The following is a 20061-nucleotide window of genomic DNA, read 5'->3' on the forward strand; positions in this document are numbered from 1 at the left end:
CGCTTCGAGCCGCGCGCCGAGGAGCTCGCCAAGAAGTACGCCCTGGCCCCCTACACCATGTTCATCGGCTCCGGCGCCCTGTGGGGCGAGACGATCCTGTTCTCGATGTGCATCCTGGAGGAGATGCAGTGGAAGCGCACCCGCTACATCACCTCGGCCGACTTCTTCCACGGCACCCTCGAGCTCGTGGAGCCCGGCGTCCCGGTCTTCCTGTTCATGGGCGAGGACGAGAACCGCAGGCTCGACGAGCGCGTCCGCGCCTTCCTGACCCGCGGCGTGACCGGCGACACCGACATCAACGTCATCGACACCGCCGAGTTCGCGATCCCCGGCCTTGACGACGAGTTCCGCGTCATCGTGTCTCCGTGGATCCTTTCCTCGCTGATCACCGATCGCCTTGCCGCTTACTACGAGACGGTCACCAAGCACAACCTCAACTATCGCCGCTACTATCACCAGTTCGACTACTAATCGGTGATACATAAGCTACTGATCAAGAAGCACCCTGCCCGGGCGCATGCGTCCGGGCATTTTTATGCCGAAATTCGCAAGAAAGGGGAATCGAATGAGACAGTTTATCGTGGCGTCCCATGCTCATTTCGCGTCTGGAATCGTCGAGAGCATCGGCCTGCTCTCCGGCGAGCGCGAAAACGTCCATGCGCTGTCTATGTATGTCGACGGAAACGAGGACCTGGTCAAGGAGGCTGCAGCGATTCTGGACGGCTTTGCCGCGGACGATGAGGTCGTAGTTTGCACCGACCTCTTTGGCGGCAGCGTCAACAACGAGTTCACCAAGATCGTCCAGACGCGCCCCAACACGCACCTGGTGACCAATATGAACCTGCCACTCCTTATTCAGCTGCTGTTCGTGCCCGACTCCACCCCGATCGATGAGGCCATTCGCCAGATCGTCGAGGCGGACGACACCAAGGTCAAGTACGTCAACGACCTGCTGGGGCAGGCCGAACTCGATGAGTTTTAATCGTTAGGAGCACATCATGATTCAGATGATTCGTGTAGATTATCGACTGCTGCACGGCCAGGTTGCCGTTAGTTGGACCTCGGCTCTGGGTGCCGACTGCATCCTGTTGGTGAGCGACACGGTCCTCAATGACAAGCTTCGTCTGCAGGCCCTGTCCCTTGCAAAGCCGGAGGGCTGCAAGGTCGTCGTCAAAAACACCGAGGATGCCGTCAAGGCGCTCCAGAGCGGTGTGACCGATAAGTACAAGCTCTTCGTGGTTTGCGAGACGATCCAGCAGGCCGGTGCCGTCGCCAAGGCGATGGGCGTCAAGAAGATCAACCTCGGCAACGTTGCCTTTAGCGAGAATGCCCGCCAGGTCTCGACGAGCGTGTTCCTTACGCCCGAGAACGAGGCCTACGTGAAGGAGCTGCTCGGCGAGGGCTACGAGCTGTTCATTCAGATGATTCCGGCAGATGCGAAGACTGACGCCGCGAAGGTCATCGGTTAGGGGCCATCATGGTTATCAAGACAATCCTGATTTTCCTTATTGCCCTTTTGGGTTATTCCGAGTGGCTGACGGGCACGAGCTACCTCCAGCGCCCGATTGTGCTCGGACCTCTGGTTGGCCTTGTCATGGGCGACATGGTGACCGGCACGATCATGGGCGCCACGATGGAGCTTGCCATGGTCGGCGCCATCTCGGTCGGTGCGTATAACCCGCCCGATACGATTTCCGGAACCATCCTGGGCGTATCGCTTGCCATGCAGGCCGGTGCGGACGCTTCGGCGGCCCTGACCCTGGGCATTCCCATCGCAACGATCGTCCTGGCGCTCGATACCGCCCTGGGCCAGCCGGTGATGCTGCTGCTGGTGCACCGTATCGACAAAAACGTCGAGGACGGAGACACCAAGGCCATCACGCGCAACATGCTTATCGCGGGTTATGCGCAGAGCTGGTGCGGCCTGCTGATTATTCCCCTGGCATTCTTCTTTGGCGCCGATGCCGTCGCCAGCCTGCTCAACATCATCCCCGATTTCGTTCAGACCGGCATGGATGTCGCCGCCGCCTTCTTGCCCGCACTCGGCTTTGCGATGCTGGCGCAGATGATTATGAACAAAACGGTGGCTCCGTTCTTCTTCGCTGGCTTCTTCCTCGTCGCCTACTTTGGCATTAGCACGACGGGCGTGGCGATCTTTGCCGCGATCATCGTCGTCGCGATGACGGTTTTGGGCGAGAAGAAAAAGGCGGAGCAGCCCGCAGTGGCAACCGAGGATCCTGCGATTGGGAGTGGGTTCGATGAGTTTTAAGTTTGAGTCTTCTTATGACGGGCTGATTTCCCGCGCAGACCTTAAGAAGCTGTTCTGGCGCTCGATTCCCTATGAGCATTCCTGGAACTACGAGCGTATGGGCCATATCGGCTTTATGTGGGCCCTTATGCCGATCCTTCGCAAGCTGTATCCGCAGGATGCAGACTTTAAGGCCGCACTCAAGCGCCATATGGAGCTCTATAACGTCACGCCGTACATCTCGACGCTCCCCATGTCCATTGCTGCCGCAATGGAAGAGGTCAACGCTACTGACGATAGCTTTGACACGAGCGCGATCTCTAATGTCAAGCTTGCTTTGATGGGACCGCTGTCCGGCGTGGGCGATGCCTTCTACTGGGGCACGCTGCGAATTTTGGCAACGGGTGTCGGCACGTCGCTGGCGCTGCAGGGCTCTATTCTTGGCCCGATTTTGTTCCTGCTCGTGTTCAACGTCCCTCACTACATCATCCGTTACCTGCTGACGTTTGTGGGATATCGCTTTGGCTCGGACATGATCAGCAAGGTCCAGGAATCGGGCATTATGGACACGATCGTCAAGATGGCCTCTATCATGGGCGCCATGGTGATCGGTGCTATGACCATGGAGATGGTCACCGTGGACATTCCGCTCATGGTCGGCGCGGGCGATGGCGCTCAGACGCTCGCCGAGCTGCTCAACGGAATCTTCCCGGGCTTTGTCACGATGGGGCTGTTTGGAACCGTCTATCTCATGCTCAAGAAGAAGATGAATCCGCTGCTCATCATGCTCGTGATCCTACTCGTGAGTATCGCCGGCGCGTTCTTTGGAGTGCTTGGTGTCCAGTAGGGTATCCGTCATAATTAAAACAATGTAAGAGGGGGCGTCGCGCACACTGTGCTGCGGCGCCCCTTTGCTGAAAGGTGGACAAGATGGAGTATCCGCAGCTTGCCGTCATGAATATCAGCCATCGCTATTTTGACCTTGAGGAATTCTTTTCATCGGCAGCGGCCTCGGGCTACACGTGTTGTGAGCTTTGGACCGGGGCGATGCATCTGTATGTCGATTGCCATGGATACGATTCGCTCGAGCAGGTGCGGGAGCTGTCGCAGCGGTACGGAGTTCGGATTGTGGGACTTTGTCCCGAACAGAACAACCCCAAGCCGTGGAATATCGCGGCGCGTGGGAATGAGGCGCGTGCCCGCACGCTCGCGTACTTTAAGAACGTTGTGGATATCGCGGCGGAACTTGGAGCCGAGCAGGTCATGGTCTCGAGCGGCTGGGCATTTTTGAACGAGCCGATCGAGGACGCGTGGGGTCGCAGCGCCTCGATGCTGCGTGCGATTGCCGAGCATGCGGGAGAACGCGGCGTGCGACTGGTGCTCGAAGCCCTACAGCCGGTTGAGTCGATGATCGTGAACTCGGCGGCCGATACGAAGCGCATGATCGAGGCAGTTGATCATCCGGCACTTAAGGCGTGTCTGGATATGGGCGCCATGGCGGTGGCGGGGGATACCATCGACGATTACTTCGATCTGCCTGGCGATGATGTCGCCCACGTGCATTTTGTCGATGTTGCGGCAGATGGCACGACGCATCTTGCCTGGGGTGACGGCGACCGCGATATGCGCGCTGACCTGGATAGGCTGGTGGCGCGCGGCTATCGCGGAGTTGTTTCGGCCGAGACCTATGACGGGCGCTATTTTGCCGACCCCGCAGCTGCCGATGCGCAGGTAATGGCAGAGTATCGTCGTGCGATTGGCGCCTAGGTGGGGTTGGGCTGCGGCAATCTGCCCCATGTTTCCAAATGAATACGGTGTGAGCGGCTGCGACGGATTTCCCCCGCAAACACTCTAGTATGCTAAAGTACCCAGAAGACCGGCGGAGCTATGCCGGTCTTCTGTTCTATACGAAGCACAGCATGAGGAGGCTCACCAGATGACGGCCACACCGTGGGGATTCCGGGACATATTGCCCGAGGAGGCTCAGGCGCGCGAGGAGATTGCGCTGACGGTGAAGGGCTGCTTCAGGGAGCATCATTACCTGCCGGTCGAGACGCCGCTGCTCGAGGACAAGGGTTCGCTCGAGGAGGGCGGCCGCATTGCGGACACGCCGTTTAAACTCTTTGACGATGATGGCCGCCTGCTGGTGGTCCGTCCCGACAACACGCTGCCGATCGTGCGTCTGGTTTCGACCCGCATGCGCGCGGCCGACTTGCCCTTGCGCCTTCGCTACGAGGCGCCGGTGGTTCGTGAGTGCCAGCGCAACGCCGGCGGCTCGCGCCAGTTTACACAGCTGGGCTTTGAGCTTATTGGTGCGGGCGATACTGCGGGCGATGTCGAGATTGTCTCGCTCGTGGCCGAGGCGGTGCGCAAACTGGCGCTGCCCGATGCGCGCATTATCGCAGGTAGCGTGCGTCCGTTTAAGGAACTGCTCGCGGTATGCGAGGATCGTGAGCTGGCCGCCGAGGCCCTGCGCTGCGTGCACGCCAACGACTTTGTGGGCCTCGATGCCCGCGTGGCGGCAAGCGCCGAGTCCGAGGCCGTCAAGGCCGCCATTAGCGAGCTGCCGCGTCTGCACGGCGGCGCCGAGGTACTCGACAGCGTGGATGCGCTTCTGGCTGCGGCGGGCATTGTCGCGCCGCTCACGCGTGAGCTGCGTGCCCTGGTCGAGGGCCTGGCTCCCGAGGACGCCCAGGTGCTGTCGTTCGACTTCTCTATCATGAACTCTTTTGATTACTACACGGGCTTGGTCTTTAAGGCCTATGCCGGTGACCTGCCTGATCCGGTGGGTTCGGGCGGACGCTATGACTCCATCTTTACCGGCGCATTTGGCGACGGTATCGAGGTGCCGGCGGCGGGCTTCGCCTTTTCGCTCGAGCGTCTAGAGGCCGCGCGCACCTCGGCCGAGGATGCCGCTTCCGACGGCGATCATGCCGTGGGCCGTGGCGCCGAGGGCCCGCTGCGCATCGCCGTACCCAAGGGCTCGCTCAAGGCCGACACGCTCGACGTGCTCGAGGCCGCGGGCCTGGACGTCTCTGAACTGCGTGACCCCGGCCGTCACCTCATCGTGCGCGGTCGCGACGCGCGTGCCGGCGAGGGCACGGTCGGAGATATCGAGTTTGTCATTGTGCGCCCCAGCGACGCGCCCGCCTTTGTGGGCTGCGGCGGCGCCGACTGCGGCATCTGCGGCTGGGACTCGCTCATCGAGGCCGACCTCAACCTGCTGCAGCTGGTCGATCTGGGCTACGGCCTGTGCACGTTTATCGAGGCGGAGCCCGCGTGGCGCGCCGGTCAGGCCGAGCGCAACTATGCCCGCCGCGGGTCGCTTCGCGTAGCCACCAAGTACCCGCGCATCGCGAGCGTCTGGTATGCCGAGCGCGGCGTGAACGCCGATATCGTTTCGCTGCACGGCAACATCGAGCTGGGCCCCATCGTCGGCATGACCGATCGCATTGTGGATATTACCGCGACGGGCGCCACGCTGCGCGACAACGACTTGGTCATCACCGGCCGCATTATGGACTGCACGGCCCGCTTCTTTGTCAATCCGGGTGCCGCGCGCCTGGATCCGCGCGTGCGCAACTTGGCCGATCGCCTGGCTGCTGCCGTGAAGGACAAGCATTTTGAGCCCGTTGCGGGCTCGGCACAATAGCGCGAGCACGCACGGGCGCCCCAACGTACGGGCTGCGGGTCGACTGGCGCCGCCGCCCGGCATCTCGTTTTCCAAACGCAACCTCGACCGATAGGGGATACCGATATGAAGACCATCAAGCTTGCTCCCGGTGAGCGCCTCGTTACCAACCAGCTCAACCGCAAGGGCGTGCTGCCGCAAAACATCGTCGACGCCGCCCGCGATATCGTGACCAACGTGCGCGCCAACGGCGATGCCGCGGTGCGCGATTACTGTCAGCGTTTTGACGGCGTTGAGCTGCAGAGCTTCCGTCTGCCGCAAGAGCAGATCGATGCTGCGCTCGAAGGCCTCGACCCGGCCTTTGTCGCCGCGCTCGAGAAGGCTGCGCGCCAGATCCGCGAGTTTCACCAGCGCGAGGTCGAGCAGAGCTGGTTTACCACGCGCCCGGACGGCACGATGCTCGGCGTTAAGGTGACCCCGCTTGCCGCTGCCGGCATCTACGTGCCGGGTGGCCGCGCGCAGTATCCTTCCACCGTGCTCATGAACGCCATCCCCGCCAAGGTGGCTGGCGTTAAGCGCGTGGTCATGGTGACCCCGCCGCAAAAAGATGGCCTGATTAGCCCGTATACGCTCGCGGCAGCCAGGCTTGGCGGCGTGGACGAGATCTATATGGTGGGCGGCGCCCAGGCCGTGGCCGCGCTGGCGTACGGCACCGAGACCATTCCGCGCGTCGACAAGATCGCCGGCCCGGGCAACGCTTTTGTCGCCGCGGCCAAGCAGATTGTCTCGGGCGACGTGGGTATCGACATGGTCGCCGGTCCCTCCGAGGTCTGCGTGCTGGCCGACGCCACGGCCAAGCCTATGGTGGTCGCGGCCGACCTGATGGCCCAGGCCGAGCATGATCCGCTGGCGGCCTGCTATCTGGTGACCTGCGACGAGCAGTTTGCGCGTGAGGTTGAGGCAGGTATCGACATCCTGGTGGCACAGTCCCCGCGTGCCGAGATTACGCGTGCCTCGCTCGATAACGAGGGCACCATCGTGGTGGCCGCCGACATGGCCGCTGCCGTCGAGGCGGTGAACACCGTGGCGCCCGAGCACCTGGAGCTGCATTGCAAAGATGCGATGGGCCTGCTCGGTGGTATCCGCAACGCCGGCGCCATCTTTGTGGGCGCTTGGAGCTCCGAGCCGCTCGGCGATTATGTTGCCGGCCCCAACCACACGCTGCCGACCGGTGGCACGGCCATGTTCTCCAACCCGCTTTCGGTCGAAGAGTTCGTTAAGCGCTCGAGCGTCATTTGCTATACGCCCGAGGGCCTGCTCTCCGACGCTCCCGCCACACAGCGTCTGGCCGAGGCCGAGGGCCTGTGGGCGCACGCGCTCTCTGCCGCCCTGCGCCGCCGCATGCTGAAGCAGGGCGAGGATGCCGTGAGCGCCGAGTCGCTGGCGGCGGCCGACCTGACTAAGGTTGCCTGGCCGGGCGACGCCGTGACGACGGTTGCCGAGGGTGTGGACCTGGCGGCTACAAGCGCGGATGGCGCCGGCGCGACTGGCAAGGAGGCCTGATATGGCCGAGCTCACGCCCCGTATGAAGGAGCTCGTCCAGCCCTACTTGGCCGGCATTGAGCCCTACGATCCCAACTTTACGCCCACGCGCATCAACCTTTCGGCCAACGAGAACACCTATCCCGTGCCGGCCGGCGTGCGCGAGGCGATCGATACGGCCCTGGCTGCCACGCCGCTCAACCGCTATCCCGATCCCATGTCGAATGACCTGCGCGACGAGCTTGCTGCTTGGCATGGCGTGACGCGCGAGCACATCTGCGTGGGAAACGGCGGCGACGAGCTGCTCTATAACTATCTGCTGGCGTTTGGCGGCGCGGGACGGACCCTGCTCAACTGCCCGCCGTGCTTTAGCGAGTACGCGTTCTTTGCGTCTCTGTGCCAGACCGAGGTGCGCGACGTGTGGCGCGACCCCGCGACCTTTGAGCTCGACCAGGCAGCCGTGCTCGCGGCAGCGCCGGCGTGCAACCTGGCAATCGTGACCTCGCCCAACAATCCCACGGGTGACGTGGCTCCGCTCGACTTTGTCGCGGCGCTGTGCGATGCGTGCCCCGGCATGGTCATGGTCGACGAGGCCTACGTTGAGTTTGCGGACGAGTCGTTTGGCGCGGCCACCACGGCGCAGGGACTTATCGCCGAGCATCCCAACCTGGTGATTCTGCACACGCTGTCCAAGGCGTTTGGCGCCGCCGGTACGCGTCTGGGTTACGTGATCGCGGCGCCCGAGGTTATCGAGGTGTTCGCGGCGATTCGCCAGATCTACTCGGTCAACGTGCTGAGCCAGGCGGCAGCACTTGCCTGCGTGCGTGCCCGTGATGCCTATGCGCCCGTGGTGGCGCAGGTCGCATCCGAGCGCGAGCGCGAGCTGGCCGCTCTGCGCGCGATGGCTGCCGAGGGCCTGCCCGTGGTGGCGTGGCCGAGCGCGGCGAACTTTGTGCTCGTACGCACGCCGCATGCCACGCGCGTGCGCGAGCGTCTGCGCGATGAGTATTCGATTTTGGTGCGCGACTTTAGCTATGCGCCGGGGCTCGCGGACTGTCTGCGCATTACCGTGGGTACGCCGCGGGAAAACGACGAGGTGCTGGCTGCGTTTGCCGCGCTGGTGAAGGAGGAGATGTAGATGGGCCGTTATGCCGAGGTAACCCGTAAGACGGGGGAGACCGATATTGTCGTCAAGCTCGACTTGGATGGAACCGGTACGTGTGATATCTCGACCGGCGTGCCGTTTTTCGACCACATGCTCAATGCCTTTGGCCGCCATGGCCTGTTTGATTTGACGGTGCATGCGGTAGGCGACGTGGAAGTCGACGCGCACCACACCGTCGAGGACACGGGTATTGTGCTGGGCGAGGCGTTCTGCCAGGCGCTGGGTGACAAGGCGGGCATTACGCGTTTTGCCGATGCGGCGATTGCTATGGACGAGACGCTCGTGATGGCCGCCGTTGATATCTCGGGTCGCGGCCAGGCCTATTGCGAACTGCCCGTACCGACTGAGCGCGTGGGCAGCTTCGATACCGAGCTGGCCGTCGAGTTCTTCTACGCCTTCGCGCGCGACGCCAAACTCACGCTGCACGTGCGCGAGCTGGCGGGCGGCAACTCACATCACATTATCGAGGCCGCCTTTAAGGCCGTGGGCCGCACGATGCGCCACGCCTGCGAGCTCGATCCCCGCGTGCAGGGCATCCCCAGCACCAAGGGCTCGCTGTAACCTGCCAAAAAGGGACAGGTTTATTTTGGCAGGTTTTATCTGCGGAAATGCCGTCTTATGTGGTGGGTGAACGTTTAACCGACCAAAATAAACCTGTCCCTTTTTGGCAGGTTTTGAATGGAAAAAGGGAGGGTCGCGTGGGCGAACCGAAGATCGTGGTGGTTGACTACCACAAGGGCAACTTGTCGAGCGTCGTGCGCGGGCTCGCGCGCGCCGGTGCTGCCGCCTGCACGTCGGACGATCCGGAGCAGATCCGCAACGCCGACGGCCTGGTCATCCCGGGCGTGGGTGCGTTCTATGACGCGATCGCCTTTATGCGTCAGAGCGGCGAGGCGGACGCGGTGCTCGACGCCGTTGCTGCCGGAACTCCGCTGCTCGGCATCTGCCTGGGCCTTCAGCTGTTTTTTGAGCGCGGCAATGAGGGCGTGCCGGCGGACGAGGATGCGGACGTGGACGACGATGCCTCCGAGCAGGTCGGTGGCCCCTGGGTCGATGGCCTGGGCATTATGCGCGGTTTGTGCACGCGCCTGGAATCGAGTCGCCTGAAGGTGCCGCACGTGGGCTGGGACCAGGTGCACATGACGCCCACCGGTGCGGCCGACCCGCTGCTCGCCGGTTTTGCCGAGGGCGCCAACATGTACTTCACCCACAGCTATGCGGTGGCCGACGACGCCGATGCCGCCGATGTGCTGGCGCGCACGCACTATACGCGGAGCTTTCCGTGCATCGTGCGCCATGGCAACGTGTGGGGCTGCCAGTTCCATCCCGAGAAATCCTCCGCGCTGGGTCAGCGCATCCTTAAGAACTTCGTGAGCATCGTCGAGGGGGCCGGCCGATGATTCTGTTTCCCGCAATCGATTTGATCGGCGGCAAGGTCGTGCGCCTGGAGCGCGGCGACCGCAGCCGCTGCAAGGTATATTCCGACGACCCCGTGGCTGTCGCCCGCTCGTTTGCCGAGCAGGGTGCGAGCTGGGTGCACGTCGTCGACCTGTCCGCTGCTTTTGGCGAGGACGAGGGCGCGTGCGCTGCCAACTCGGCAGCGATTAAGGCCATCTGCGGCGTCGACGGTCTGTCCGTGGACGTGGGCGGCGGCGTCCGCTCGCTTGCACGCATCGATGAGCTGGCCGGCTATGGTGCTCGCCGCATCGCACTGGGCACCGTGCTGGTGACCGAGCCGGGTTTTGCCGAAGTGGCAGCCCAAGGCTTTGGCGAGTTGCTGGTGGCAGACATCGCCGCACGCGACGGCCAGGTCAAGGTGAACGGCTGGCGTGACGGCGCGGGCGTGGCACTCGACGACGCCGTGGCGCAGCTCACCGAGCTGGGCTTTAAGCATCTGGTGTATACCGATATCGCGCGCGACGGCATGCAGACGGGCATCGATGTGGCAGCATATCGCCATGTTGCCGAGGTTGCGGGCTTTCCCGTCGTGGCCTCGGGCGGCATCTCGACGCTCGACGATATCCGCGCACTGGCCGCGGTGGGCGAGGATGCCATCGAAGGTGCCATTACCGGCCGTGCGCTCTACGAGGGCAATTTTACGCTGGCCCAGGCGCTGGCCGCCGCCCGAGGGGAGGAGTAGCCCATGCTTACCAAACGCGTGATTCCCTGCCTGGACGTCAAGGACGGCCGCGTGGTCAAGGGCGTCAACTTTGTGAGCCTGCGCGATGCGGGCGACCCGGTGGAGCTGGCCCGCGCCTACGACCGCGAGGGTGCAGACGAGGTCGTCTTCCTGGACATTACCGCGACGAGCGACAACCGCGCGACGACCATCGAGATGGCGGCGCACGCGGCCGAGGAGCTCGCTATTCCCTATACCGTGGGCGGCGGTTTCCGCGACTTGGCGGGCATGCGAACCATGGTTGCCGCCGGTGCCGACAAGGTGTCGCTTAACTCTGCCGCCGTGCGCGATCCGTCGTTGATCAGCCAGGCCGCCGCGGCGTTTGGCAGCCAGGCCGTGGTCGTGGCGATTGATGCCAAGCGCGTGGGCCTGCCCGGTCAGCCGGATGCCGACAAGTGGGAGGTCTTCACGGCGGGCGGTCGCAACGCCACGGGTATCGATGCGGTGGCGTGGGCCGAGGAAGCGGCTCGTCGCGGCGCCGGTGAGATCTTGCTCACCAGCATGGATCGCGACGGCACCAAGGCTGGCTTCGACCTGGCACTCACCCGCGCCGTGGCGCGCGCGGTGCCGATCCCGGTGATCGCAAGCGGCGGCGTGGGCACGCTCGAGCATTTTGCCGAGGGCGTGATCGAGGGCGAGGCCGATGCCGTGCTGGCGGCCAGCGTCTTTCACTTTGGAACTTTCAGCATTCGCCAGGTGAAGGAGTATATGGCCAGCCAAGGCATCCCTGTGAGGCTGGACTTCTAGTGCTGCGGCTTGCCCAGGCACCGCATCTTGCCGCTCAAACCGTCGCTCGCGTACCAAAGTACGCGTCGCTCCTCTTTCGCGGCAACCTGCGGCACCTGGACAACCCTCGCCGACCTGTGGGATTTCGTTTGTTACTTGGGAGAAATGATGACTGAGGTAATAAATGCTACCGAGCTTAAATACGACGCCCGCGGGCTGATTCCTTGCGTGGTTCAGCAGCATGACACCGGTGAGGTGCTTATGGTTGCTTGGATGAACGAGGAATCGGTGGGGCTGACGCTCAAGACCGGGACCACGTGGTTTTGGAGTCGCAGCCGTCAGGAGCTCTGGAACAAGGGCGCGACGAGTGGCAACATGCAGGAGGTCAAGGAGCTCTGGGCCGACTGCGATAGCGATACGCTGCTGGTCAAGGTGGACTCACCGGGCCCGGCCTGCCATACCGGCAACCGTACCTGCTTCTTTAAGCGCGTGGAAGGGGGAGTGCGATGAAAGTCGTGACGCCGTTCGAGGTCGCCGAATGCAACACCGAGCTCCTCCGCGCGGGCGTGCCATGCCGCGTGCACCTGACTGATGCCTGCGGGGCGCAGTCGCTTTGGCTCGAGGCCGAGAAGGAAAGGCTCGATGAGGCCCATGCCGTCATCGTCGAGTTCTTTGAGAAAAAGGGCGCAAAGCCTCGGTTCGATGAGGCCGGTACCTACTTTACGCTGCAGTAACGAGAGGAAATAACCATGGGAGTCAGAACAGCTAACGTGCAGCCGGGAAACATCGGTGAGACGCTGACGGGACTGGCCGAGGTGATTCACAGTCGTCGCGACGCATCGCCGCAGGAGAGCTATACCGCGCGTCTGCTGACCGACGTCGAGGACGAGCTTCTCAAGAAGCTTGCCGAGGAGGCGAGCGAGGTGATCATGGCCTGCAAGGATAACGACCACGATCACATCCGCTACGAGGCCGGCGACCTGATCTACCACCTGCTCGTGACGCTCGAGCGCTACGGCATCACCCTCGACGAACTGGCCGGCGAACTCAACGCCCGCCGCCACTAGTCATTGGGGACGTTCTTAAACGACTAGTTAGGCGAGGGGCGTGGATTCCCATTCGCCGGTGGGGTGGGGGATATCGAAGGCCCGGTAGCCGCAGTCGTAGGCGTGGGCCTGGGCCTCGCGGATGTTCCAGCAGATGTCGCAGGCGCGGTGCGCGTCCGAGCCAAAGGTGATGGGCACCTCGGCATGGGCGAAGCGGCGCAACAGCCCGGTCGCGGGGTAGTAATCGTCGAGCCCCTTGCGCGGTGCGGCGGTCGAGACCTCAACGCGGCGACCCGTATCGTGGGCGCATTCGGCCATCTGCTCCCAAAACGGCGCGGGGTCAAAGTCGGGTGCAAAGCCGTCCTTCGAAAAGCGCATGACCAGGTCGGGATGGGCCATCGCGTCAAAGTTGAGTGAGCTTTCGCAAGCACGGCACCAGTCGTCGACGTAGCACTCCCACACGCCGCGCACGCCTAAGTTTTCCCAAACATGCAAGTTGGTATCGTCGTCGATCCAACCGCAAAGGGAATCGGGTGTATCGGGGCACGCGACGTCCTCTGTCCCTGCCGTGCCCGCGGCGCCTGCCGCAATATCGCCCGGGTTGCCAATCCAGTGCACGCTGCCCAGACGTACGACGGCGCCCTGGGACCAGTGCTCTACCAAGGGCTCGCAGCCCTCGTACCAATCGCATTCAAAACCGTAGATAAAGGTGAGCTCCGGCGCAATCTGCGCGGCGAGTTTGCGGGCGTCCTCAAAGGCCAAACGATGTGCCGGCAAGTCGCCCTCGACGACCTGCACCTCGCAGTTAGCATCCATACTGGCGGGCAGGGTAAGGTGGTCGGTCGAGACCATGACGCGGCAGCCGGCGGCAGCAGCGGCACGGACGTTGTCCTCGAACGAGGCGTGCCCGTCCGAGAACGAGGTATGAGTATGGCAATCGACCAGCGGGCAGGCGGGCATGGCGACTCCTTTGCATTTGGTGAATCCGCTCCATTGTAATGGTGCAGCTCTCAACACGCCGCGCACGCCGGGTGCCGAAATCGAGTGGAAAGGCGGGGCGGCGCGTGCCGGCGCCGGCGACTACTTGCTTCGTGCCGCCGCGCGTTTGGCCTGCACTGTTACCATCGCGTGTCTCACGGCGGTGATGGGGCGATAGCGGATCATACGCGGTCCCGACCAACGCATAACCTCGCGGATCTTCTCGCGCATGGCAGGCCGGTAACAATGCGAAGGACATGCCGAGCAAAATGTCTTGGTGCCCATGTGCGGGCAGTGCTCAATGCGCGCGATGGCGTATTTCTGCAGCTCGGCGCATTCGGGGCAGAGCGTAATGGTTCGAAGGCCGAGTTTCACGCGCACGGACTCATCGCCGCCAGCCTGTTCGACCACATGCCCGCCGCCATGATGCCCACGACACCACAGCGCAATCATCTGCGACACCATTTAGGCCTCACGCTCACGTTTGCGTGCTAGCTCCGGTGTGTCGACTGGGCGCGCCATTAGCTCAGCCTCCCATGCTCGACCGAAAGCGAGAAATCGGCAAACGCGCAGGTGCTGGCACGGTGGCTCACGAGCACAATGGTCTTGCCGCGGCGCTTGAGCTCTTCGATTGCCTGCATCACGGACGCCTCGTTGAGAGCATCGAGCGCGCTGGTGGGTTCGTCGAGCAAGATGAAGGGTGCGTCGTTGAGGAAGATGCGCGCAAGGCCGATGCGCTGGCGCTCGCCGCCCGAAAGCGAGTCGCCCAGCTCGGCAACGGGCGTGTCGAGTCCCTGCGGCAGACGGTCGATGAGCGTGGTGAGTGAGGCGGAGCGGCAAGCGTCGAGCAGCTCGGCATCGGTGGCGTTGGCGTGCGCGACCAGCAGGTTCTCGCGTACGGTGCCGCAGAACAGATGCGTGTCCTGGGTCATATAGGCCTCGTGGCTGCGCAGGCTCGCCGTGTTGATGTGGCGGGCATCGACGCCGCTCACCGTGATGGTGCCGGCTGCGGGGTCCCAAAAGCGCATGAGCAGCTTAAGCAGCGTCGACTTGCCCGAACCCGAGCGCCCCATGATGCAGGTCATGGTACCGGGCGCAAAGGTGCAGGTCACGTCGTCGAGGATGAGACTCGCAGCGGTGTCGTTCGCGACCTGCTCTGTGGCGCCCGCACCGCCCGCGTCCACGCCGCCCACATAGCTAAAGCTCACATGCTCGGCTGCGGCGCCGGCAAACTCAACGTTCTGTCCATCGGCGACCTCGGCGCACTGGGGCTGCTCGTCGAGCAAATCGAGCACGCGTGCGCCCGAGGCGAGCGTCTCCTGCAGTGAGGCGCCCAGGCGGCTCACGGCCATCACCGAGCCAAACGACGACACAAAGGTAAAGACGGCGACAAACGCCGCGGCAAAATCAATCGTTCCCGCAGAAACCAGCTGCAGCGCACGCTCGAGCATCACCAGATTGGCCGCAAGAATAAGCGCATCGGCTACGGCCTCGCTGGCCGCCTGGCGGCGCTTGAGGCGCGCGTCCACGGCGCCGACTTGCTCGGTCAGCTTGCCCAGGGCACGGCTGCGATCGGCGCCACCGGCAAACTGGATAGTCTCGGACGCGCCGCGTAGACTGTCGAGCACAAAGGCACCCAGCTTACCGGCGCCCTCGCGGCTCTGGCGGCCGGTGGTGCCGCACGCCTTGGCCGAGGTCAGGGGCAGCAGCACGCCCAGGACCGCGTAGGCCACGAGCGCGATGCCCGCGAGCTCGGGGCTCACAGCCAGCAAAAAGCCCTCAAACACAACGGTGCAGACCAGAGCGATGGCAATGGGCGAGATGGTGTGCGCGTAGAAGACCTCGAGCAGCTCGATATCCGAGGTGACCAGGCTCACGAGCTCGCCCTTGCCGCGGCCCTCGAGCTTGGCGGGGGCGAGCTGGCGCAGGGCGCCAAACACCAGGTCGCGAATGTGCGCGAGCAGGCGGAATGCGATGTAATGGTTGCAGAGCTGCTCGCCGTAGTGGAGCGGCCCGCGTGCGATGCCGCAGGCGGCACAGGCCGCGCATGCTGCGATCAGACCAAGCCCCAAGGCGTTGCGGCCCAGCGCGGCCATAAGGCCAAGGGCGCCAAAGGCCGGCACGAACGCGGCGGTGAGCATACCAATGCTGCCCAGCGCGACGGCTAGCACAAGCCAGCCGGCAAGCGGTCGGACGAGCCCCATCATGCGCCATATGATGGACGGCGCCGAGCGACGGGCGCGGCCGGAGTCAGGCGCCGCGGTAGCGGAAGATGAGCCGGCACCGTTGAGGCCATCGGTACGGGCAGTACTGCCGCCAACAGCCTCAACCGCGCCGGCATCCTCGGCATCATCCTCCGCATACGCATATGCCGAGAGCTGCTCCTGGCTGTTCCACATGCGCGCATAGGCGCCCGCGTCCGACAGGAGCTCATCATGGGTGCCGCGCTCGGCAATGCGACCGCGCTCCAGCACCAGAATCTGATCGGCGTCCACGATTGTCGACAGGCGATGCGCCACCACGATTACGGTGTGCTCGCCGGCGAGCGATGCAATGACCTCGCCGATTGCGGCTTCGCTTGTGGCATCGACGTTGCTCGTCGCCTCGTCAAGCACATAGATCGGCGAGTCGTGCAGCAGGGCGCGTGCCATGCACACGCGCTGGCGCTGGCCACCCGAAAGGTTGGTGCCGCCCTCGTTAATCACCATGTCGAGCCCGCCGTTGGCCTGCACAAAGGCCGCCACGCGCGTGCGGCCGAGCGCGCGCAAAAGCTCGGCGTCGGTGGCGTTGGGCTGGGCGAGCAGCAGGTTGTCGCGCAGGGTGCCGGCAAACAGGTAGCCGTTGGTGGGCACCAGGGTGACGGCACGCATGAGTGAGGCGGCCGTGGCATCGCGCAGCTCGACGCCGCCAATGCGAACGCTGCCACGGTAGGCACCCTTGCGGCCCGCGATAATCCCCGCGAGCGTGGACTTGCCGCCGCCGCTTTCGCCCACGAGTGCCACGAGCGAGCCGTGCGCAATGGTCGCGCTGGCGCTGTCCAGCACCGTGCGGTTGCCGTATGCATAGCTCACGCCCGCGAGCTCGATATCGCCGCGACCGTCAAGCTCAACATCGCCGCGCTCGGGCTCGGGCGTATCCAAAATGCCAAACATGCGGCGCGAGGCGGCCATGCCGTTCATGGCCGTGTGGAACAGCGATCCCAGGCGGCGCATGGGCAAAAAGAACTCCTGCGACAGAAAGACGATGAGGAAGGCAGCCTCAAAGCCAATCTTGCCCGTGGCGAGCTGCAGCGCGGCTACGATAATGCCGAGCGCGGCGCCCATATAGACGACCAGGTCCATAACGCAAATGGAGCGCAGCTGCATCACCAGCAGGCGCATGGTCGCTGTGCGGAAACGCTCGGACTCTGCGTTGATGCGCTCGTGCCAGCTGCGATCGGCCTGGTAGACCTTAAGGGTGGTGAGACCCTGCACGGCCTCCAGGAACATGCCGCCCAGATCGACATAGCTGCCCCAGTACTCGGCACCGATCTTTTTGGCGTTGCGCATGACCATCATGATGGAGACGGGGATGACCGGAACGCAGGCGAGCAGCAGCGCGGCGGGAAGACCCGCCTGGCCCACGAGCAGTACAAACAGCGTGATGGGTGCCAAGCCGGCAAAGAAGAGCTGCGGCAGGTAGCCGCCAAAGTACACCTGGAGTTGCGTGGCGCCCTCGACGCTGGTCTGGACGGCCTCGGCGGTGGGGACGGTCTCGGTGTAGGAGGGGCCGAGTGCGGTGAGCTTGTCGTAGACGAGCGAGCGCACGCGGCGGACGGCTTTGAAGGCGGCCTTGTCACCGGAACGCTGCGCCAGATAGATGGCGGCGGCGCGCACGATGATGGCGCCGGCGAGCGGCGGAGTTGCCTGCGCGAGCGCGTCGACGGCGAGTGCAGCCGGCAGTCCGCCGGCAACGATGCCGCCCAGAATGCGCGCGAGGATCCACATCACCGTGATGTTTGCCATCAGCGCGATCCATTTAAACAGGACGCTCGCCACAATGTAGGGCGTTGCCTGCGGAACCAGGGAGAAGAGCCGCTTCTCGAACATGAAACCTCCTATGCCGTAACGGTGCCGGGCTGGGTCCTCGGCAGCCGCTTAGTTAGCCAAATGCAACTAGAGTAACATCGTGCAGCGGGTAAGTATGCCGAGGGTAATTTTTAGCCGATGAACTGCGTAGAAAGTTCAAAATTGTTGAGTGCGGCGAACTTTGTGGTGGACGGAATGCGGGCGCAATTTTGATCGTGTGCGGCCCGCTCCAAAACGTGTACGTCAGCCTCCAAAACCGACAAAAAATGACATGTTTGGAGGCTGACGTACATGTTTGGATAGGGGCAAGGGCGACGACGGACGAAAGTCACGCCTGTGCCACGTTCGATGTGCTAGCGTTTGGGTGAATAAAACGAGCCCGTGCGGAAAGGATCCGGACCGTATGCAACGTGGAAGTACATCTCCGCTGTCCCGCGAGACCGATGCGCCCGAAACCATCGTCAAGCTGGAGTGCGACATCGATGATGCGTCGCCCGAGGTACTCGCCTATGCCGCTGACCGCCTGCGCGAGGCCGGCGCCCGCGAGGTGCACTGGCTGCCCCTCTACTGCAAAAAAGGCCGCCCCGGCTGGCAGTTGCAGGTGATCTGCTCACACGAGGATATCGAGCGCCTGCAGACGATTATCTTTTTGGAGACCACGACCAACGCCATTCGTCGCCAGGTGATGGAACGCGTTTGCCTGCCGCGCCGATTCGAGCAGGTGACAACGCCTTGGGGCGAGGTATCCGTTAAGGTGGCGACCCTGCCCGATGGCAGTGAACGTGCGGCTCCCGAGTACGAGGACTGTGCTCGCCTTGCCCGCGAGCACAACGTGCCGCTCCAACGCGTGATGCAAGCGGCCCAAGCCGCGGCGTTGCGATTTGAGTGATGCGGGCGAGTGACGCGCCGCGCCAATCCAATTAACCCCACCGAAAGGACTCCCCATGAAATACCTCATCGCTTCCGACATCCATGGCTCGGCATACTGGGCCGAGCGCCTCTGCACTGCCATCGAATCCGAACAGCCCGACCGCATTGTGCTGCTGGGCGACCTGCTCTACCACGGCCCGCGTAACGACCTGCCGCGCGACTACGCCCCCAAACGCGTGATTCCGCTGCTCAACGCCCTGGCCGACCGCATCATCGCGGTGCGCGGCAACTGCGACGCCGAGGTCGACCAGATGGTCCTCGACTTCCCCGTCATGGCTGACTACGCCACACTATTCGACGAGACCGGACGTGAACTGTTCCTGACGCACGGCCACGTCTTTGGCGCCGGCATGCATAACAGCGTTGACCACGCGCCCGCGCTGCCCGAGGGCTCCGCGCTCGTCTACGGCCATACGCACATCAAGGTTAACGAGGAAAGCGCCGCGCACCCGGGTCTGTGGCTCTTCAATCCCGGCAGCGTGAGCATCCCCAAGGACGGCACACATAGCTACGGCGTCTACGAGGGCGGCGCGTTCCGCCATGTGATCATGGGGGAGGACTAACCATGGCCGAGCATATGGCTCAGCAAAATGCCGAGGGTTCGCGCGACCTGTCCACGCTGGTAGACGCGTCGGCCGAGCTGCAGCATCTGGTGCAGACCATCTGGCGCCTGCGTCAGCCCGACGGCTGCCCGTGGGACCGCGAGCAGACGCACCGCAGCATTGGCAAGAACATGATCGAGGAAGCCTACGAGGCGCTCGACTGCATCGAGGCCGACGACGCGGCACACCTGCGCGAGGAGTTGGGCGACGTGCTCATGCAGGTCGTACTGCATGCGCAGATTGCGGCGGATGCCGGCGAGTTTTCGCTGGCCGATGTGGCGCGCGATATCGACGCCAAGCTCATCCGTCGTCACCCGCACGTGTTTGGCGATGCGGATGCCGACAACTCCGACGAGGTGCTCAAGATTTGGGACGAGGTCAAGCTTGCCGAGAAGGCCGCCAAAGACCAGGCCGTGGCGGCAGGCGGGGCCGCACCCGAGGGTCTGCTCGACGGTGTGCCCACGCACCTGCCGGCGCTGATGCAGGCTCAGAAGGTGTCGCGCAAGGCGGCTGCCGTGGGCTTTGAGTGGGAGACGGTCCAGGACGTGTGGGACGAGGTCGCTGAGGAGCGTGCCGAGTTTGAGGCCGAGGCTCCCGGCTCGCCCGAGCGCGAGATGGAGTTTGGCGACCTGCTCTTTGCCCTGGTCAACGTTGCGCGCAAGGAGGGAATCGACGCCGAGAGCGCCCTGCGTGCCAGCACGGCAAAGTTCCGCCGCCGCTGGGCCGCGATGGAGCAGATGGCGGCCGACGCCCACGTGGATCTGGCCGAGCTTTCGACCCACGGCCTCAATGACCTCTGGGATGCCGCAAAGGCAGAGGAGTAAGACTGCGGGGGCGACGGGACGGACTTTCTCATCGCCCCCATTATTTTTCAAAAAGATTGTATCCCTTGGCTAACTTAGGGCATAATGCAAAAAGTGCGATAAGGCTAACTTATGAACCTGCGC

Annotated in this window: 22 protein-coding genes; 19 read left to right on the plus strand and 3 right to left on the minus strand. The window is 63.6% G+C overall.

What is annotated here, in order from left to right:
• From DW003_RS06925 to hisE, 16 genes are all read left to right on the plus strand, one after another.
• On the plus strand, positions 1-471 hold a 471-nt coding region (locus tag DW003_RS06925), incomplete at its 5' end, for an SIS domain-containing protein (protein WP_370448112.1).
• A 94-nt stretch (positions 472-565) separates the two neighbouring features.
• Complete coding sequence (locus DW003_RS06930) at positions 566-982, plus strand: PTS sugar transporter subunit IIA (RefSeq protein ID WP_117637123.1); 417 nt, start codon at positions 566-568, stop codon at positions 980-982.
• Between the two features lie 16 nt (positions 983-998).
• Positions 999-1469 (plus strand): PTS sugar transporter subunit IIB, encoded by a 471-nt coding sequence (locus DW003_RS06935; protein ID WP_117564885.1) that lies wholly within the window; start codon positions 999-1001, stop codon positions 1467-1469.
• Between the two features lie 8 nt (positions 1470-1477).
• Complete coding sequence (locus DW003_RS06940) at positions 1478-2269, plus strand: PTS sugar transporter subunit IIC (protein WP_117640903.1); 792 nt, start codon at positions 1478-1480, stop codon at positions 2267-2269.
• A complete protein-coding gene (locus DW003_RS06945; protein WP_118388242.1) occupies positions 2259-3095 on the plus strand; it encodes a PTS system mannose/fructose/sorbose family transporter subunit IID in 837 nt (278 codons plus the stop codon). Before DW003_RS06940 ends, DW003_RS06945 begins: the two co-directional genes overlap by 11 nt.
• A gap of 83 nt (positions 3096-3178) precedes the next feature.
• Positions 3179-4015: a sugar phosphate isomerase/epimerase gene (locus DW003_RS06950; protein ID WP_118388244.1), complete on the plus strand. Its 837-nt coding sequence runs from the start codon at positions 3179-3181 to the stop codon at positions 4013-4015.
• A 169-nt stretch (positions 4016-4184) separates the two neighbouring features.
• Positions 4185-5900 (plus strand): ATP phosphoribosyltransferase, encoded by a 1716-nt coding sequence (gene hisG / locus DW003_RS06955; RefSeq protein ID WP_118388246.1) that lies wholly within the window; start codon positions 4185-4187, stop codon positions 5898-5900.
• Positions 5901-6005: 105 nt separating this feature from the next.
• Positions 6006-7442, plus strand: coding sequence for a histidinol dehydrogenase (hisD, locus tag DW003_RS06960; protein ID WP_118388248.1), 1437 nt, complete (start codon positions 6006-6008; stop codon positions 7440-7442).
• Position 7443: 1 nt separating this feature from the next.
• Positions 7444-8559: a histidinol-phosphate transaminase gene (gene hisC, locus DW003_RS06965; RefSeq protein WP_187361912.1), complete on the plus strand. Its 1116-nt coding sequence runs from the start codon at positions 7444-7446 to the stop codon at positions 8557-8559.
• The gene (gene hisB / locus DW003_RS06970; RefSeq protein ID WP_118388252.1) at positions 8560-9147 is read left to right on the plus strand and encodes an imidazoleglycerol-phosphate dehydratase HisB; all 588 of its coding nucleotides are present in this window, start codon (positions 8560-8562) and stop codon (positions 9145-9147) included.
• A 137-nt stretch (positions 9148-9284) separates the two neighbouring features.
• Positions 9285-9986 carry an imidazole glycerol phosphate synthase subunit HisH gene (locus DW003_RS06975; RefSeq protein ID WP_233545541.1) on the plus strand — a complete coding sequence of 234 codons (702 nt, stop codon included), beginning with the start codon at positions 9285-9287 and terminating at the stop codon, positions 9984-9986.
• Complete coding sequence (locus DW003_RS06980; protein ID WP_118388256.1) at positions 9983-10726, plus strand: HisA/HisF-related TIM barrel protein; 744 nt, start codon at positions 9983-9985, stop codon at positions 10724-10726. The genes DW003_RS06975 and DW003_RS06980 overlap by 4 nt, the downstream gene beginning before the upstream one ends.
• A gap of 3 nt (positions 10727-10729) precedes the next feature.
• Positions 10730-11512 (plus strand): imidazole glycerol phosphate synthase subunit HisF, encoded by a 783-nt coding sequence (gene hisF / locus DW003_RS06985; protein WP_117759418.1) that lies wholly within the window; start codon positions 10730-10732, stop codon positions 11510-11512.
• 147 nt (positions 11513-11659) lie between these two features.
• Positions 11660-12001, plus strand: a complete 342-nt coding sequence (hisI, locus tag DW003_RS06990; protein ID WP_089573591.1) for a phosphoribosyl-AMP cyclohydrolase — start codon at positions 11660-11662, stop codon at positions 11999-12001.
• Positions 11998-12225, plus strand: coding sequence for a hypothetical protein (locus tag DW003_RS06995; RefSeq protein ID WP_089573590.1), 228 nt, complete (start codon positions 11998-12000; stop codon positions 12223-12225). Before hisI ends, DW003_RS06995 begins: the two co-directional genes overlap by 4 nt.
• Positions 12226-12240: 15 nt before the next feature.
• Positions 12241-12558 carry a phosphoribosyl-ATP diphosphatase gene (gene hisE / locus DW003_RS07000; RefSeq protein WP_117646209.1) on the plus strand — a complete coding sequence of 106 codons (318 nt, stop codon included), beginning with the start codon at positions 12241-12243 and terminating at the stop codon, positions 12556-12558.
• Between the two features lie 27 nt (positions 12559-12585).
• On the opposite strand, the gene DW003_RS07005 is transcribed toward hisE, so the two are convergent.
• The 3 genes from DW003_RS07005 to DW003_RS07015 form a co-directional block, all read right to left on the minus strand.
• Positions 12586-13497 carry a PHP domain-containing protein gene (locus DW003_RS07005; RefSeq protein WP_118388258.1) on the minus strand — a complete coding sequence of 304 codons (912 nt, stop codon included), beginning with the start codon at positions 13495-13497 and terminating at the stop codon, positions 12586-12588.
• Between the two features lie 120 nt (positions 13498-13617).
• Positions 13618-13968, minus strand: coding sequence for a nitrous oxide-stimulated promoter family protein (locus DW003_RS07010; protein WP_233545542.1), 351 nt, complete (start codon positions 13966-13968; stop codon positions 13618-13620).
• 68 nt (positions 13969-14036) lie between these two features.
• Entirely contained in the window at positions 14037-17603 is a 3567-nt protein-coding gene (locus tag DW003_RS07015) for an ATP-binding cassette domain-containing protein (RefSeq protein WP_118388259.1), read from the minus strand.
• A gap of 382 nt (positions 17604-17985) precedes the next feature.
• On the opposite strand from DW003_RS07015, the gene larC reads away from it, so the two are divergent.
• From larC to mazG, 3 genes are read left to right on the plus strand one after another with little or no spacing between them, the layout of a single operon-like run.
• Positions 17986-18471, plus strand: a complete 486-nt coding sequence (gene larC, locus DW003_RS07020; protein ID WP_118289223.1) for a nickel insertion protein — start codon at positions 17986-17988, stop codon at positions 18469-18471.
• 55 nt (positions 18472-18526) lie between these two features.
• Positions 18527-19075 carry a phosphodiesterase gene (gene yfcE / locus DW003_RS07025; RefSeq protein WP_118289222.1) on the plus strand — a complete coding sequence of 183 codons (549 nt, stop codon included), beginning with the start codon at positions 18527-18529 and terminating at the stop codon, positions 19073-19075.
• A gap of 2 nt (positions 19076-19077) precedes the next feature.
• Complete coding sequence (mazG, locus tag DW003_RS07030; RefSeq protein WP_118289221.1) at positions 19078-19938, plus strand: nucleoside triphosphate pyrophosphohydrolase; 861 nt, start codon at positions 19078-19080, stop codon at positions 19936-19938.
• Positions 19939-20061 lie beyond the last annotated feature (123 nt).

The sequence above is a fragment of the Collinsella sp. AF36-3AT genome, from assembly GCF_003475205.1.
Classification (GTDB): domain Bacteria; phylum Actinomycetota; class Coriobacteriia; order Coriobacteriales; family Coriobacteriaceae; genus Collinsella; species Collinsella aerofaciens_AF.

Excerpts from the sequence above, each read along its gene's own strand:
- DW003_RS06930 (WP_117637123.1), top strand. The coding sequence starts at position 566 with ATGAGACAGTTTATCGTGGCGTCCCATGCTCATTTCGCGTCTGGAATC.
- DW003_RS06935 (WP_117564885.1), top strand. The coding sequence starts at position 999 with ATGATTCAGATGATTCGTGTAGATTATCGACTGCTGCACGGCCAGGTT.
- DW003_RS06940 (WP_117640903.1), top strand. The coding sequence starts at position 1,478 with ATGGTTATCAAGACAATCCTGATTTTCCTTATTGCCCTTTTGGGTTAT.
- DW003_RS06945 (WP_118388242.1), top strand. The coding sequence starts at position 2,259 with ATGAGTTTTAAGTTTGAGTCTTCTTATGACGGGCTGATTTCCCGCGCA.
- DW003_RS06950 (WP_118388244.1), top strand. The coding sequence starts at position 3,179 with ATGGAGTATCCGCAGCTTGCCGTCATGAATATCAGCCATCGCTATTTT.
- hisG (WP_118388246.1), top strand. The coding sequence starts at position 4,185 with ATGACGGCCACACCGTGGGGATTCCGGGACATATTGCCCGAGGAGGCT.
- hisD (WP_118388248.1), top strand. The coding sequence starts at position 6,006 with ATGAAGACCATCAAGCTTGCTCCCGGTGAGCGCCTCGTTACCAACCAG.
- hisC (WP_187361912.1), top strand. The coding sequence starts at position 7,444 with ATGGCCGAGCTCACGCCCCGTATGAAGGAGCTCGTCCAGCCCTACTTG.
- hisB (WP_118388252.1), top strand. The coding sequence starts at position 8,560 with ATGGGCCGTTATGCCGAGGTAACCCGTAAGACGGGGGAGACCGATATT.
- DW003_RS06980 (WP_118388256.1), top strand. The coding sequence starts at position 9,983 with ATGATTCTGTTTCCCGCAATCGATTTGATCGGCGGCAAGGTCGTGCGC.
- hisF (WP_117759418.1), top strand. The coding sequence starts at position 10,730 with ATGCTTACCAAACGCGTGATTCCCTGCCTGGACGTCAAGGACGGCCGC.
- hisI (WP_089573591.1), top strand. The coding sequence starts at position 11,660 with ATGACTGAGGTAATAAATGCTACCGAGCTTAAATACGACGCCCGCGGG.
- DW003_RS06995 (WP_089573590.1), top strand. The coding sequence starts at position 11,998 with ATGAAAGTCGTGACGCCGTTCGAGGTCGCCGAATGCAACACCGAGCTC.
- hisE (WP_117646209.1), top strand. The coding sequence starts at position 12,241 with ATGGGAGTCAGAACAGCTAACGTGCAGCCGGGAAACATCGGTGAGACG.
- DW003_RS07005 (WP_118388258.1), bottom strand. The coding sequence starts at position 13,497 with ATGCCCGCCTGCCCGCTGGTCGATTGCCATACTCATACCTCGTTCTCG.
- DW003_RS07010 (WP_233545542.1), bottom strand. The coding sequence starts at position 13,968 with ATGATTGCGCTGTGGTGTCGTGGGCATCATGGCGGCGGGCATGTGGTC.
- DW003_RS07015 (WP_118388259.1), bottom strand. The coding sequence starts at position 17,603 with ATGTTCGAGAAGCGGCTCTTCTCCCTGGTTCCGCAGGCAACGCCCTAC.
- larC (WP_118289223.1), top strand. The coding sequence starts at position 17,986 with ATGCAACGTGGAAGTACATCTCCGCTGTCCCGCGAGACCGATGCGCCC.
- yfcE (WP_118289222.1), top strand. The coding sequence starts at position 18,527 with ATGAAATACCTCATCGCTTCCGACATCCATGGCTCGGCATACTGGGCC.
- mazG (WP_118289221.1), top strand. The coding sequence starts at position 19,078 with ATGGCCGAGCATATGGCTCAGCAAAATGCCGAGGGTTCGCGCGACCTG.